General features: G+C 62.1%; 14 protein-coding genes. 9 read left to right on the forward strand and 5 right to left on the reverse strand.

The window, feature by feature from the left end:
• Positions 1–65: 65 nt before the first annotated feature.
• The 4 genes from AC2D8V_RS17280 to rbfA form a co-directional block, all read right to left on the reverse strand.
• Complete coding sequence (locus AC2D8V_RS17280) at positions 66–554, reverse strand: hypothetical protein (protein ID WP_484734839.1); 489 nt, start codon at positions 552–554, stop codon at positions 66–68.
• 188 nt (positions 555–742) lie between these two features.
• Positions 743–1,654, reverse strand: coding sequence for a tRNA pseudouridine(55) synthase TruB (gene truB / locus AC2D8V_RS17285; RefSeq protein ID WP_484734840.1), 912 nt, complete (start codon positions 1,652–1,654; stop codon positions 743–745).
• 84 nt (positions 1,655–1,738) lie between these two features.
• Entirely contained in the window at positions 1,739–2,479 is a 741-nt protein-coding gene (locus AC2D8V_RS17290; protein ID WP_484734841.1) for a phosphodiester glycosidase family protein, read from the reverse strand.
• Complete coding sequence (gene rbfA / locus AC2D8V_RS17295) at positions 2,476–2,895, reverse strand: 30S ribosome-binding factor RbfA (RefSeq protein ID WP_484734842.1); 420 nt, start codon at positions 2,893–2,895, stop codon at positions 2,476–2,478. Before rbfA ends, AC2D8V_RS17290 begins: the two co-directional genes overlap by 4 nt.
• A gap of 87 nt (positions 2,896–2,982) precedes the next feature.
• Between rbfA and dapB the strand changes: the two genes are divergently transcribed.
• Together dapB and AC2D8V_RS17305 are read left to right on the forward strand one after the other, a co-directional pair.
• On the forward strand, positions 2,983–3,801 hold the full coding sequence (gene dapB / locus AC2D8V_RS17300; protein ID WP_484734843.1) for a 4-hydroxy-tetrahydrodipicolinate reductase: 819 nt from the start codon (positions 2,983–2,985) through the stop codon (positions 3,799–3,801).
• Positions 3,802–3,878: 77 nt separating this feature from the next.
• Positions 3,879–4,232 (forward strand): dihydrodipicolinate reductase, encoded by a 354-nt coding sequence (locus AC2D8V_RS17305; protein ID WP_484734844.1) that lies wholly within the window; start codon positions 3,879–3,881, stop codon positions 4,230–4,232.
• A 15-nt stretch (positions 4,233–4,247) separates the two neighbouring features.
• Here AC2D8V_RS17305 and AC2D8V_RS17310 read toward each other — a convergent pair whose 3' ends face one another.
• Entirely contained in the window at positions 4,248–4,460 is a 213-nt protein-coding gene (locus AC2D8V_RS17310; RefSeq protein WP_484734845.1) for a DUF1674 domain-containing protein, read from the reverse strand.
• Between the two features lie 87 nt (positions 4,461–4,547).
• Between AC2D8V_RS17310 and AC2D8V_RS17315 the strand changes: the two genes are divergently transcribed.
• The 7 genes from AC2D8V_RS17315 (at position 4,548) to AC2D8V_RS17345 (ending at position 13,086) form a co-directional block, all read left to right on the forward strand.
• Complete coding sequence (locus AC2D8V_RS17315; RefSeq protein WP_484734846.1) at positions 4,548–5,819, forward strand: RsmB/NOP family class I SAM-dependent RNA methyltransferase; 1,272 nt, start codon at positions 4,548–4,550, stop codon at positions 5,817–5,819.
• Between the two features lie 102 nt (positions 5,820–5,921).
• The gene (locus tag AC2D8V_RS17320; RefSeq protein ID WP_484734847.1) at positions 5,922–7,667 is read left to right on the forward strand and encodes a heparinase II/III family protein; all 1,746 of its coding nucleotides are present in this window, start codon (positions 5,922–5,924) and stop codon (positions 7,665–7,667) included.
• A gap of 19 nt (positions 7,668–7,686) precedes the next feature.
• Positions 7,687–9,273: a bifunctional phosphoribosylaminoimidazolecarboxamide formyltransferase/IMP cyclohydrolase gene (gene purH, locus AC2D8V_RS17325; protein ID WP_484734848.1), complete on the forward strand. Its 1,587-nt coding sequence runs from the start codon at positions 7,687–7,689 to the stop codon at positions 9,271–9,273.
• A 13-nt stretch (positions 9,274–9,286) separates the two neighbouring features.
• Complete coding sequence (gene lspA, locus AC2D8V_RS17330) at positions 9,287–9,772, forward strand: signal peptidase II (RefSeq protein WP_484734849.1); 486 nt, start codon at positions 9,287–9,289, stop codon at positions 9,770–9,772.
• 51 nt (positions 9,773–9,823) lie between these two features.
• On the forward strand, positions 9,824–10,324 hold the full coding sequence (locus tag AC2D8V_RS17335) for a DUF3035 domain-containing protein (protein ID WP_484734850.1): 501 nt from the start codon (positions 9,824–9,826) through the stop codon (positions 10,322–10,324).
• 111 nt (positions 10,325–10,435) lie between these two features.
• Positions 10,436–11,770, forward strand: a complete 1,335-nt coding sequence (locus tag AC2D8V_RS17340; protein WP_484734851.1) for a M16 family metallopeptidase — start codon at positions 10,436–10,438, stop codon at positions 11,768–11,770.
• Positions 11,767–13,086 (forward strand): M16 family metallopeptidase, encoded by a 1,320-nt coding sequence (locus AC2D8V_RS17345; RefSeq protein ID WP_484734852.1) that lies wholly within the window; start codon positions 11,767–11,769, stop codon positions 13,084–13,086. Before AC2D8V_RS17340 ends, AC2D8V_RS17345 begins: the two co-directional genes overlap by 4 nt.
• Position 13,087 lies beyond the last annotated feature (1 nt).

Below are 13,087 nucleotides of genomic sequence, written 5' to 3' on the forward strand. Positions count from 1 at the left end.
CAAGTCGCGAGATCAAGCCCAAACCGCGGACGAGAGAGACCTGCAAGGCGGGTTGTTGCGGGCCGTTACCCGATTGCGACGCTGCGCGGTCTGGGCAGGTCGAGCACGACGCCGCGCGTTTCAAGGACCGCTGCGGCCACGAGCGCGTAGACCACATGGCCCCACAGAGCGACCCACGTGATGCCGGTAAAGCCGAGGAACGGCTTCATGCCTGCGACGAGGTGCGCCATGCCGTAAAGGGCAAAGGCCCAGAGGGCGACGCCGTATACCACAGCAGTCACGCCCCAGTGCAGACCGGGCAGGATGCTGCGCTGCACGGGGCGCGCGATGGCATAGTAGCCGATGACGTAAAACAGCAGGCCTGTCATGCTGTGCAGCAGGTAGGCCGCACCGGCGGGGTTTGCGCCGAAGGTTGCCTTTAGCGTTGCGCCGGCGAGGCCCACCGGGGCGAGTTTGGCATAACCGAAGAGCGGGCTGAGCGCTTGTCCGAAGGTATCGAAGGCCACGGTGGCGAGGGCGCCGGCGGCAATGATGGTGAAGGCGGTGTGTTTCATGGTCAGTCTCCTGAAAGGTGGCTCGCTGCGGTGTGTCTGACCACGATGTGTGCAGCCCGCGGCGACACTGCGAGGCTGTTCACGCATCGATGAACGGGGTCGGGATTTTGTAACAAAAGGCTGAAACATCCCCCGCGTGTCGATGACGAACGCGCGAGGAATGCAACGAAATGCAACAATCGTGCAGGTCAGGTGGGGCGGTTGATCACCCGCGCCGGATGCAGTTCGCCCGATTTGAAGCGCCCTACGGCCACGGCCTTGCCGTCTTCGGAGGCCCAGCAGGTGCCGCCGTATTCTATGTCTGACGCCAAGACCATGCCGGGATTGCCGTTGCGCAGGCGGGCGGCACCTTCGGGTGTGGTTTTAACCTCGGGCAACTCGCTCAGGCCGACTTCGAGCGGCATGACATGTGCGTCAAGCTCGGCAGATTTCGCCATGGCGTCGATTTGTTCGACCGTCAGGCCGTCTTCGGCGTCAAAGGGGCCGGACCAGATGCGTCGCAGCCGCAACACATGGCCGAGGCAGCCGAGCGTTTCGCCCAGATCGCGGGCGATGGCGCGCACGTAGCCGCCCTTGCCGCAGACCATTTCGAGCGTGGCATGATCGTCGTCGGGGCGGTCGAGCAGCAGCAGGCTGTCGACGTAGAGGGGGCGTGCGGCGATTTCCATTTGTTCGCCGTCGCGGGCCCGCTTGTAGGCGCGTTCGCCGTCGATCTTGACCGCCGAGAACTGCGGCGGCACCTGTTCGATGTCGCCGATGAACGCGCCCAGCGCGGATTTGATTTCGTCATCGGTCGGGCGGGTGTCGCGGCTGCCAATGACCTCGCCCTCGGCGTCGTCGGTGTTGGTCGCTGCCCCGAAACGCACGGTGAACTCGTATGCTTTGAGGGCGTCGGTGACGTAGGGCACGGTTTTTGTCGCCTCGCCCAGTGCCACGGCCAGCACGCCTGTCGCTTCGGGGTCGAGCGTGCCGGCGTGGCCCGCTTTTTTCGCCTCAAGCGCCCAGCGGACCTTGTTGACCACGGCGGTCGAGGTCATCCCTGCGGGTTTGTCCACCACCAGCCATCCTGAAATGTCGCGACCTTTGCGTCTGCGGGCCATAGCTGCGCTCCTGTGTCCTGTGCCGCGCGCTCTTAGCGACCCGAGCCGCGAATGCAAAGCCCCTGCGCGCATATTCGGGCAGCTTTACCGGGTTGGTTCGACGACCCCGACGATCGGACCGAGTGCAAAGCCGAAATCGCTGCGGTTCAGTTGCGGCGCGTAGAGTCGGGATACCTTGCCATCAAAGTAGAGCGCATTGGGCACACCGAGGGCGTCGCGGAAAAATGACCCGAAGGTGTAAAAGTTCACCGGCTGATCGGAGATCACAAAGACCGCGCGGCGCCCGTCTGCCGAAGTTCCGACACCGTTGCGGATGAATTTCGATGTGCCGTCCTTGAGAAAGCGGGGGTGGAGTGCGCCGTCGATCACCAGCATCGGCCCGGACTGCGTGGCGTCGGTGCAGTCGGGCGCCGCTGCCAGAAAGGCCTGCGTTTCGATCACATCGGCGCGCCCCGGGCGCAGACACAGCACCCCGTTTGGCAAAAGCCCGAAGTTGCCGGGACCGGCATTGGGGATGACGCGCATGATTTCCTGACCGTCTTCGACATAGTGGCCGACGGGCGCGCGGTCATCGTGGTACATGCCGGCATTCATGGCAAAGACCAGCGCCTCGCCCTTGGTGGCGAGATGCCGGTCGATGTTGGTGAACTGGCCAAAAACCTCGCCGCGCGGATCTTTCAAAAAGAGTTCGATCTTCTCGCGGGCGGCATCAACCTCGCAGATCGTGTAGCGGGCACCCTGATAGTCTTGCGCGGTGCAGGACACTGCGCCGGCGGTTGTGCCTGCGGTGACAAGCGCGGCCGCGAAGATGGCCGCGCGGATCATTCCGGTTCGCTCTGCCCCGGCGTGCTATGCGTGTCGCGGCGCACGTCTTCGCGGTTCAGCATCTCGCGTGTCTTGTCCATCTGGTCAAAGGTCTGATCGAGTTGAAAGCGCAGGTCGGGCGCGAATTTCAGCGCCAGCTTTTTGGCCACGATGCGGCGCAACTCGCCCTTGTTGCGCGCCAGAAGCTCGATCACCTGATCCTGCCCCTGACCACCCAGAGGCAGCACATAGGCGGTTGCAATCTTGAGATCCGGCGAAGTGCGGACCTCGCCCACGGTGATCGACATGCGGTTGAGCTCGGGGTCATGCACGTCGCCGCGCGCCAGCACGTCCGACAGCGCACGCCGGATCGTTTCGCCCACGCGAAGCTGACGTTGTGAGGGGCCGGGCCCGTCGTGAAACTTGTTCTTTCCCATGACACCCATCTAAGTGGTTGCGCGCCCTTTGCCAAGCGGCCCGCGACGGGTTATGACGCCACGCAAAGACCAAAGGGGTATCACAGCATGGGCACGCCAATGAAGATCGCGATCACCGGAGTTTCCGGACGCATGGGGCGCATGCTTGTCGAAACGATCGACGCATCCGAGGCGGCGGAGGTCACGCAGGCGATCGAGCGGCCGGACCACCCTTGGGTCGGCAAGGACTTGGGCGACATGCTGGGCGGTCAGGCGCGCGGGGTGGTCGTCAGTGATAATGCGGGTTCGGTGTTTGGCGCGGTGGACGCTGTCATCGACTTTACCGCGCCGCAGGCAACAGTTGCATTTGCGCAGGAAGCCGCAGCACATGGGGTAATCCACGTGATCGGCACCACTGGCATGACAGACGAGGATATCGCGGCGCTGGAGCCTGCCGCGGCTCGCGCCGTGATCGTACGCGCGGGCAACATGAGCCTTGGCGTTAACCTGCTGGTGCAACTGACAAAGCGTGTTGCCGCTGCGCTGGATGAGGATTACGACGTCGAGGTCATCGAGGCGCATCACAACAAAAAGGTCGACGCGCCGTCGGGCACGGCGCTGATGCTGGGTGAAGCTGCTGCCGAAGGCCGCGGTGTTGCGCTTTCGGATGTAGCGGACCGGGCGCGCGATGGTATCACCGGCGCGCGGCGGCGCGGTGACATCGGCTTTTCCGTGATTCGTGGTGGCGACATCATCGGCGAACATGACGTCATGTTTGTGGCTGAGGGCGAGCGCATCACGCTGCGCCACGTGGCCTCTGACCGGTCCGTTTTTGCCCGTGGTGCATTGAAGGCCGCGTTGTGGGCGCGTGACAGGGCGCCGGGGGCCTACAACATGCTGGATGTGCTGGGTCTGAACGACGACTGACCCCCCCCAAATTTTTTTTGATCCAACTGCCGTGCGTGTTCGTATTGATCCCAAAGGATCAGTCAGGAGCAGTCAACATGCGCTTTGGAACAATCATTGCACTTGCCGCCGCGCTCGTGGCGACGCCGGCTCTGGCGGAGTTCACGAAAGTGGATGAGCAGGCCGAGTTTGTCTCTCTCGTGCAGGGCAAAAAATTGAAACGGCCCTTCGTCAACCTTCAGGTTTCTGCGGACGGGGACATTTCCGGCCGTGGTGCCGCGTGGGACGTCGAGGGAAACTGGACGTGGAAAGACGGCTTTTTCTGCCGCGACCTTTATTGGGGTGGCGACGCGCTGGGCTACAATTGTCAGGAAGTAAAAGCGACGGGTGACCGCATCCGCTTCACTTCGGATCGTGGGCAGGGCGATTCTGCCGAGTTCCGTCTGCGCTGACTGCTGGGCCGCACCTCAGAAGTCGATGGCGATGCCTTTTTTCTCCCAGTCACCGTAGCGAACGGGCTCTGGTCCGTCGCGCCCGCCCAGTTCCGGCGGTAAATCCATCTCTTGGGCTTTCTTGCGCCGCGCCTCGGCTTCAGCCAGCGCCCTTTGTGCGGCGGGTGGCAGTTTTGTGACGTCGTAGGAATCCTGCGGCACGTCGTCGTCCTTGGGTGTGTCGGTCATTTGGCGCTGTCCTTCAATCATGCCTTTGATATACGTCCGCGCAGGCTTTGGACAACCCGTCCGCCTTATCCAGACCAAGGAATATACATGGCTGACATCGGCGTTGCGGCGCGCAAAAGTGCGGTTTACCTGTTGGATCAGGTGCTGGGAGAGAAGCGGCTGATGTCCGAGGTTGTGGCGTCCGGTGCTTTGGAACGGTTACCGCAGGAGGATCGGGCACGGGCCGCTCGCCTGACGCTTGATACGTTGCGCGGGCTGGAGCGCGCGGACCGGTTGCTGCAAAAACACCTCAAGAAATACCCGCCGCTGACGGTGCGCAATGCTTTGCGCCTCGGGACGGTTGAGTTGTGTCAGGGGGCTGCGGCGCATGGTGTGGTGAACGCGATGGTCCAGCTGATTTCGACACATCGGAAATACGGCAAGATGAAGGGTTTGGTGAATGCGGTGCTGCGCAAGATCGCTGCCGAAGGGCCCGAAGCGTGGGCCACGCTGCGGGCACCGCGGCTTCCCAAGTGGCTGCGATCACCGCTGGTGCAGGCGTGGGGCGCGCAAGGGGTCGCGGCAATGGAACTCGCGCATTTTGCGGGGGCGCCTCTCGACCTGACGGCGCGCGACGACCCAGAGCGGGTGGCCCAGATAACAGGGGGGGTCGTGTTGCCTACCGGGTCGGTGCGCGTTTTGGATGCGGGGCAGGTATCGGCGATGCCGGGATATGAGACCGGGGCGTGGTGGGTACAGGATGCGGCGGCTGCTTTGCCCGTACGGCTTTTGGCGCCGCGACGCGGGGAGGCCGTGCTTGATCTTTGCGCGGCGCCGGGCGGCAAGACCCTGCAGTTGGCGGCAGCGGGAGCGCATGTCACGGCAGTGGACGATTCGGAGGCCCGCATGGGTCGGGTACGTGAAAACCTGCACCGTGTCGGTTTGGCGGCAGAGCTCAACGTGGCGGATGTGCGCGCGGTGACCGGCCAGTTCGATGCTGTTTTGCTGGATGCGCCCTGTTCGGCCACGGGGACGATCCGCCGCCATCCCGATCTGCCCTTTGCCAAGGACGGGTCGGAGTTTTCGGGCCTGATCGATTTGCAGGCACAGATGCTGGATCACGCCTGGGCGCAGTTGAAACCGGGTGGGCGGATGGTTTTCTGCACCTGTTCACTGTTGCCGGACGAAGGTGAAGTACAAATCGAAGAGGCTTTGGCGCGCCATGGTGATATGCAGGTCGACCGCACAGCGTGTGATCGTCCGGGTGTCGACCCGGCATGGCACAGCGAGGAAGGCGGTTTGCGGCTGCGTCCCGATTTCTGGGCCGATCACGGCGGGCTTGACGGTTTTTACATGGCTTGCCTGCGAAAGGCCGTGTGAACCGCGCGCGGCAGTCTTGCGCAAAACATCGGTGACTCGAGTCGGTTCGTTGGTTATCATGCCGTGAAAGCGCCGCCAGAGCGCGCCCAGGCAGAGAACAACATGTCCCACAGCTCCAGTCTTGCTGCCCAAAAGGTGCATTTACTGAACCGCTGGCACGCCGTGCGTGCGGGGCGGATGAGTGCGCGGGCAGTCGGGTTTGTCTCTTCGCCCGAGCCGCGGACCATTGGCAGTTTCGCCAAGGGTCGACAGTTGCTTGCGGGCAATTTCCTGTTTGCAGGTCACCTGCTGGAACAAAAGGGCGCGATGATCTGGGAATTGCCGCCGCCCAACGGGGATTTTGAGCAGGAAATACACGGGTTTTCATGGCTCGACGATCTGGCGTCGGTGGGGGATATGGCGGCGCGTGACGCGGCGCAGGCGTGGCTTTGGGGGTGGATCGAGCGCTACGGACGCGGGCGCGGGCCCGGCTGGACGCCTGATCTGACCGGCCGACGGCTGATCCGCTGGATCAACCACGCAATTTTTCTGCTGCGCGGCTGCGACAAGGAACAGAGCGACGTATTTTATCGCAGCCTGTATCGGCAGACGCATTTTCTGGCGCGCCGCTGGCAGGGGGCTGCGGGCGGCCTGCCGCGATTCGAGGCGCTTACCGGGCTGATCTATGCCGGTTTGTCGCTGGAGGGGATGCAGGAAATGGCGATGCCAGCGGTAAAGGCGCTGGCCAAGGAGTGCACAACGCAGATCGACCAGCAGGGTGGTCTGCCGACGCGCAACCCTGAAGATCTGCTCGAAGTCTTTACGCTGCTGACTTGGGCCGCAGCAGCCCTGTCAGAAGGCGGCTACACACCACCCGCCCAGCACATTGATGCGATCGACCGGATCGCGCCGACACTGCGCACTTTGCGCCACTCGGACGGGGGGCTGGCGCGGTTTCACGGCGGTGGGCGCGGGATTGAGGGCTGGCTGGATCACGCGCTGGCGCAGGCGCGGGTCAAGACGCGGCAACCCGACGGATTGTCGATGGGCTTTGCCCGCCTGTCCGCCGGACGCACCAGCGTCATCATCGACGCTTCGGTGCCGCCGTCCGGTCGGGCGTCCTTTAACGCACATGCGTCAACGCTGGCGTTCGAGGTTACCTCGGGCCGTCGGCCGCTGATCGTGAACTGCGGCTCTGGCCGGTCGTTCGGCCCGGACTGGCGGCGCGCAGGGCGCGCGACGCCTTCGCATTCCACCCTGTCACTGGATGGCTATTCGAGTGCACGGCTTGGACCTGTGGACCGCAGCACCGGACGCGAGCAGTTGATAGAAGGGCCCACACATGTGCCCATCGAGATCGCCCACGCCACGGACGGCTTTCAGTTTCAGGGCGGTCACGACGGATTTGTGCCCACCCACGGGCTGACCCACGCGCGGACCCTTGAGATGACATTCGACGGGCGCGGCATCGCGGGCGAGGACATGTTGCTGGCCATGGATGATGCACAAAAGCGCCGCTTTGACCGCGCCGTAGACGCAACCAAGCTTGCGGGAATTTCCTTTGACATCAGGTTTCATCTGCACCCCGAGGTCGATGCGACCATCGATCTGGGGGGTGCTGCGATTTCCATGGCGCTCAAGAGCGGTGAAATCTGGGTTTTTCGCCATGATGGCGGGCAAAACCTGCGACTTGAGCCTTCGGTGTACCTTGAAACCGGCAGATTGAAGCCGCGCGCAGGAAATCAGATTGTCCTTTCCGGTCGGGCTATGTCATACGCCACGCGTATCCGCTGGTCTCTTTCCAAGGCGCAGGACACTGCGATCGGTGTAAGGGATCTGAGCCAGGATGCACTGTTGCTCACTGAATAGCCTGCCAAAGGACAAAATGATGACCGATCTCGCCCCGCTGCGCCGCGCGCTTCTTTCCGTTTCAGACAAGACCGGGCTGGTTGATTTCGGCAAGGCGCTGGCCGCGCGTGGCATTGAACTGTTGTCGACGGGGGGAACAGCGCGTGCGTTGCGCGATGCCGGTCTTGAGGTCAGGGACGTCTCGGACGTGACGGGCTTTCCCGAAATGATGGACGGGCGCGTCAAGACGCTGCATCCGGTTGTCCATGGCGGGTTGCTGGCCTTGCGCGATAACGATGACCATGTGGCCGCGATGGCAGAGCACGGCATCGGCCCCATCGACATGGTTGTGGTGAACCTCTACCCGTTTGAGGAAACCGTCGCCAAGGGCGCGGCCTATGATGAAGTGATCGAAAACATCGATATTGGTGGGCCGGCAATGATACGCTCTGCGGCCAAGAACCACGGGTTTGTCACGGTGGTCACGGATGTCGAGGATTACGACGCAGTGCTTGGCGAGCTTGAAGCCAACGCTGGAAAGACCAGCTATGCCTTGCGCCAGCGGCTTGCCCAGACGGCCTATGCCCGAACGGCGGCCTATGACACTGCGGTCAGCACCTGGATGGCCTCTGCCGTTGGCGGCACACCACGCCGCCGCAGCTTTGCCGGCAGTTTGGCGCAGAGCCTGCGTTATGGCGAGAACCCGCACCAGCAAGCGGCCTTTTACACCGACGGGTCGGCGCGGCCCGGCGTGGCCACTGCCCGGCAGCATCAGGGCAAGGAACTGAGCTACAACAACATAAACGATACGGACGCGGCGTTCGAGTTGGTCAGCGAATTTGACCCAGCGCAGGGACCAGCCTGCGCGATCATCAAACACGCCAACCCGTGCGGCGTGGCGCGGGGCGACACGTTGAAAGAGGCCTATGCGCGCGCGTTCGATTGCGATCGCACATCGGCTTTTGGCGGTATTATTGCGCTTAACCAGCCGCTAGATGCGGCCACAGCCGAAGAGATCACCGGCATTTTCACCGAAGTGGTCATCGCACCGGGTGCCGATGACGGCGCACGCGCTGTTTTTGCAAAAAAGAAGAACCTGCGGCTGCTGACCACCGATGGGCTTGCTGACCCCGCAGCGGCAGCGCTGGCGGTGCGTCAGGTATCGGGGGGGTATCTGGTGCAGGACAAGGATGTGGGGCGCGTGTCGCTTGACGACCTGAAGGTCGTCACCAAGCGCGCGCCGTCGGAACAGGAGATGTCCGATATGCTGTTTGCCTGGACCGTGGCGAAGCATGTCAAATCCAATGCGATCATTTACGTCAAGGATGGCGCTACGGTCGGCGTGGGTGCGGGGCAGATGAGCCGTGTTGACAGTACCCGGATTGCCGCGCGCAAGGCGCAGGACATGGCAGAGGCAATGGAACTGCCTGCGCCGCTGACGCAAGGCTCTGTTGTTGCTTCGGATGCCTTCTTTCCTTTTGCAGACGGCTTGATCACGGCGGCCGAGGCGGGTGCGACGGCGCTTATCCAACCCGGTGGCTCAATGCGTGATGACGAGGTGATTGCGGCGGCTGACGCGGCAGGGCTGGCGATGGTCTTTACCGGCATGCGCCATTTCCGGCATTAAGGAGCGCTGGCTGATGCGTTGGCTCACTTGGGCAGCCCTTATCTCTTTCGTGATTGATCAGGCTTCGAAATACATGGTGATCCATGTGATGGAGCTGTGGCGGCTGCGCGCCATTGATGTGCTGCCGCCGCTGCTGAATTTTCGCTATGGCGAAAACCGTGGCATCAATTTCGGTCTCTTCGATGGCGGCTCTGAGGCCAGCCGGTGGATTTTGGTCGCCGTGGCGCTGGTTATTTCCGTGGGCGTACTGATCTGGGCATCACGCACGGCTATGAGCCGGTCGGCCCATGTCGCGGCGGGGCTGCTTGTCGGCGGCGCGATTGCGAACGTGCTTGACCGACTTGTGTATGGATACGTGCTTGATTTCCTCAATGTTTCCTGTTGCGGCATCGAAAACCCTTTCGTGTTCAACCTTGCGGATGTCTTTATCTTTGCAGGCGCAATCGGGCTGGTGTTTCTTGCACCCGACGGCAAGGCGTCAGCGAAAAAAGGACAGTGACATTACCCCGCGCTCTGGCGTATGAACAAGGCAGTCTTGAGGAGAGGTAGGATGCGCAGGGTATCGGTTGTCATAGTGGTCGCGCTGGTGGTCAGCGGATGCACCAACCAGGGTTTGCGGCAACTGCAATCCAATTCTGAAGGCCCGGACGAGTTTCTCGTAGACCCCAAGCTGGAGCTGGAGATTCCCGAGGATATGGCCGCTTTGCCGCCGCCGACACCGGGTCAGGCCAACCGCACAGATCCAGACACCTACGGCGACTTTATCACAGCACTTGGGGGCAGCGCCGGCAGTGCTACCGCTGCCATCCCGTCCAGCGACGGTGCGCTGGTTACTGCCGCGAGTCGGTTTGGCGTCACGCAGGATATCCGTGCCACGCTGGCAGCAGAGGACGCGGATTTCCGCCGTGGCCAACAGCGGTTTACCCAGTTCAAGATCTTTCCCGAAGATGTCTACAACCGCGCCTACAGGCGGCAGGCGCTTGATGCGCAAGCCGAGGCGGAAGCATGGCGTCGGGCGGGGGCGGATACCCCGAGCTTTCCGCCGCGCTGATACCGCCACAGTGCCGCAGCCGCTCACATTCCTGACAGCATGACTTGAACCGCGCCGGATGCAGCGTACCTTGCGAGGCAAGAACCGGACACGTTTGTAAAGGAACACCTGATGCTTCGAGGTTTGGCTACCGCCGCCCTTCTGGCGGTTTTTCCCGCAGTGTCGCACGCCTATGACGAGGCAGTGACGACCTTTGAACTGGACAATGGCATGCAGGTCGTTGTGGTCGAAGACCACCGCGCGCCGGTTGTCCAGCATATGGTTTGGTATCGGGCGGGATCCGCGGATGAACCGGTGGGCTCTTCCGGTGTCGCGCATTTTCTCGAACACCTTCTGTTCAAGGCGACAGATACGCTTGAAGACGGGGAGTTGTCCGCGACAGTGGCGCGCAACGGCGGGCGCGACAATGCGTTCACCTCCTATGACTACACGGCCTATTTTCAGCGCGTCGCGGCGGACCGTCTGGAGCTTATGATGAAGATGGAGGCGGACAGGATGCGCAATATCCGCCTGACCGAGGAGAACATCAGGACCGAAAGGGATGTTATTCTTGAAGAGCGCAATCAGCGGACGGACAACAGCCCCGGCGCGCTGTTTGGCGAGCAGATCATGGCCGCGCAGTTCCTGAATCACCGCTACGGGGTGCCGATCATCGGTTGGCGGCACGAGATGGAAACGCTGGACATGCAAGATGCGCTGTCGTTTTACGATATCTACTATTCGCCCAACAACGCCATTCTGGTGGTGAGCGGAGACGTGACACCGGAAGAGGTGCGCACACTGGCCGAGAAGTATTACGGCGTCATCCCTGCGAACCTGGATTTGCCAGAGCGCATCCGGTCTCAGGAGCCGCCGCAAACAGCGGAGCGGCGTCTGACGTTTCGGGATGCGCGTGTGGCCCAGCCGTTCGTGCGCCGCTCTTACCTCGCGCCGGAGCGTGACCCCGGTAATCAGGAGGACGCAGCCGCGCTGATCTTTCTACGCGAAATCCTTGGCGGCGGCACCACGTCTTTTCTGGCGGAAGAGTTGCAGTTCGACAGCAAGATCGCGACATATGTCGCGTCCTTCTACCGCGGTGTGTCGCTGGATGACACGACGTTCAACCTGATCGTCGTGCCGCAAGAAGGGGTGAGCCTGCAGGAGGCTGAAGACGCGATGGATGCTGCCTTGGCCAAGTTTATGGAAACAGGCGTTGATCCTGATCAGGTGGCGCGCATCAAGTTCAGACTGCGCGCGCAGCAGGTCTATGCCCGCGATGATGTCGACAGCATTGGAAACAGGTACGGCCAGGGGCTGACCACCGGACTAACGGTGGAAGACATTCAGGCGTGGCCCGATGTGCTTCAGGCTGTAACAGAAGAGGACATAATGCGCGTAGCGCGGGACGTTTTGGACCGCCGGTCGTCGGTGACGGGCTGGCTGATGCGTGAGGAGGTAACCCAATGATCAGAGCCTTTGTCGCGGTTCTCACCGCATTATTTCTGACGCTGCCGGCAGCCGCCGCGGTGGACATCAAAGAGGTTAAAACGCCCGGTGGTCTGACCGCCTGGCTGGTGGAAGACCATTCCATTCCGTTCATGGCGCTGGAGATCAGGTTTCGCGGTGGTGCGTCACTGGATGCGCCGGGAAAACGTGGCGCGATCAATCTGATGACCGGATTGCTTGAAGAAGGTGCCGGTGATCTGGATGCGCGCGCCTTTGCACGCGAAGTCGAAGGGTTGGCTGCGTCGATATCCTTTGATGTCGGGGATGACGCGCTGTCGATCTCGGCGCGCTTTTTGACCGAGAACCGGTCCGAAGCGGCGGCGCTGCTGCGCGCGGCCATCAATGCGCCGCGCTTCGATCAAGACGCGATTGATCGGGTGCGCGGGCAGGTGCTGACCGGGATTTCTTCTGATGCAAAGAATCCCGATGAGTTGGCCAGCCGCGCATTGGATCAGATTGCCTTTCCGGATCACCCCTATGCCACGTCGTTGAAAGGCACTGCGGAGAGTGTGGCGGGGCTGACCCGCGATGATCTGATCGACGCGCACCGGTCCGTGCTGGCGCGGGATCGTATTTATATCGGTGCGGTCGGTGATATCACGCCGGATGATCTGGCGGTGTTGCTTGATGATTTGCTGGGAGCCCTGCCGGCCGAAGGCGCGCCGATGCCGCCGCCTGCCGAGGTGGATATCCCCGGCGGTGTGACCGTGATTCCGTTTGAAACGCCGCAATCGGTTGCTCGGTTCGTTCAGCGCGGTATCAAGCAGGACGACCCGGATTATTTCAGTGCAGTCGTCCTTAATCACGCGCTGGGCGGCGGGTCTTTTGAGAGCCGTCTGATGGATGAGGTACGCCGCAAGCGCGGCCTGACGTATGGTGTCTATTCGTATCTGGCGCCGCGCGATCTGGGCGAAGTCTATGTGGGATCAGTGAGTTCTTCAAACGACCGCATTGCCGAGGCAATCGATGTGATCCGCGCAGAATGGGCCAAGGCCGCAGCAGAAGGTCTGACAGCCGAAGAAGTCGAAAACGCCAAGACCTATCTGACCGGCGCCTACCCGCTTCGGTTTGATGGCAACGGGCCCATCGCCAATATCATGGTCGGGATGCAAATGCTCGGGTTGCCCATTGATTACATTCCGACGCGCAACGAACGTGTGGAGGCTGTGACGCCCGAAGATGTCAAACGCGTGGCGCAAGAGCTGCTTGATCCCGACAACTTGCATTTCGTCGTTGTCGGCACACCCGAGGGGTTGGAAAGCACACCGGCCAACTAAG

Source organism: Roseobacter sp. YIN89, assembly GCF_057219365.1.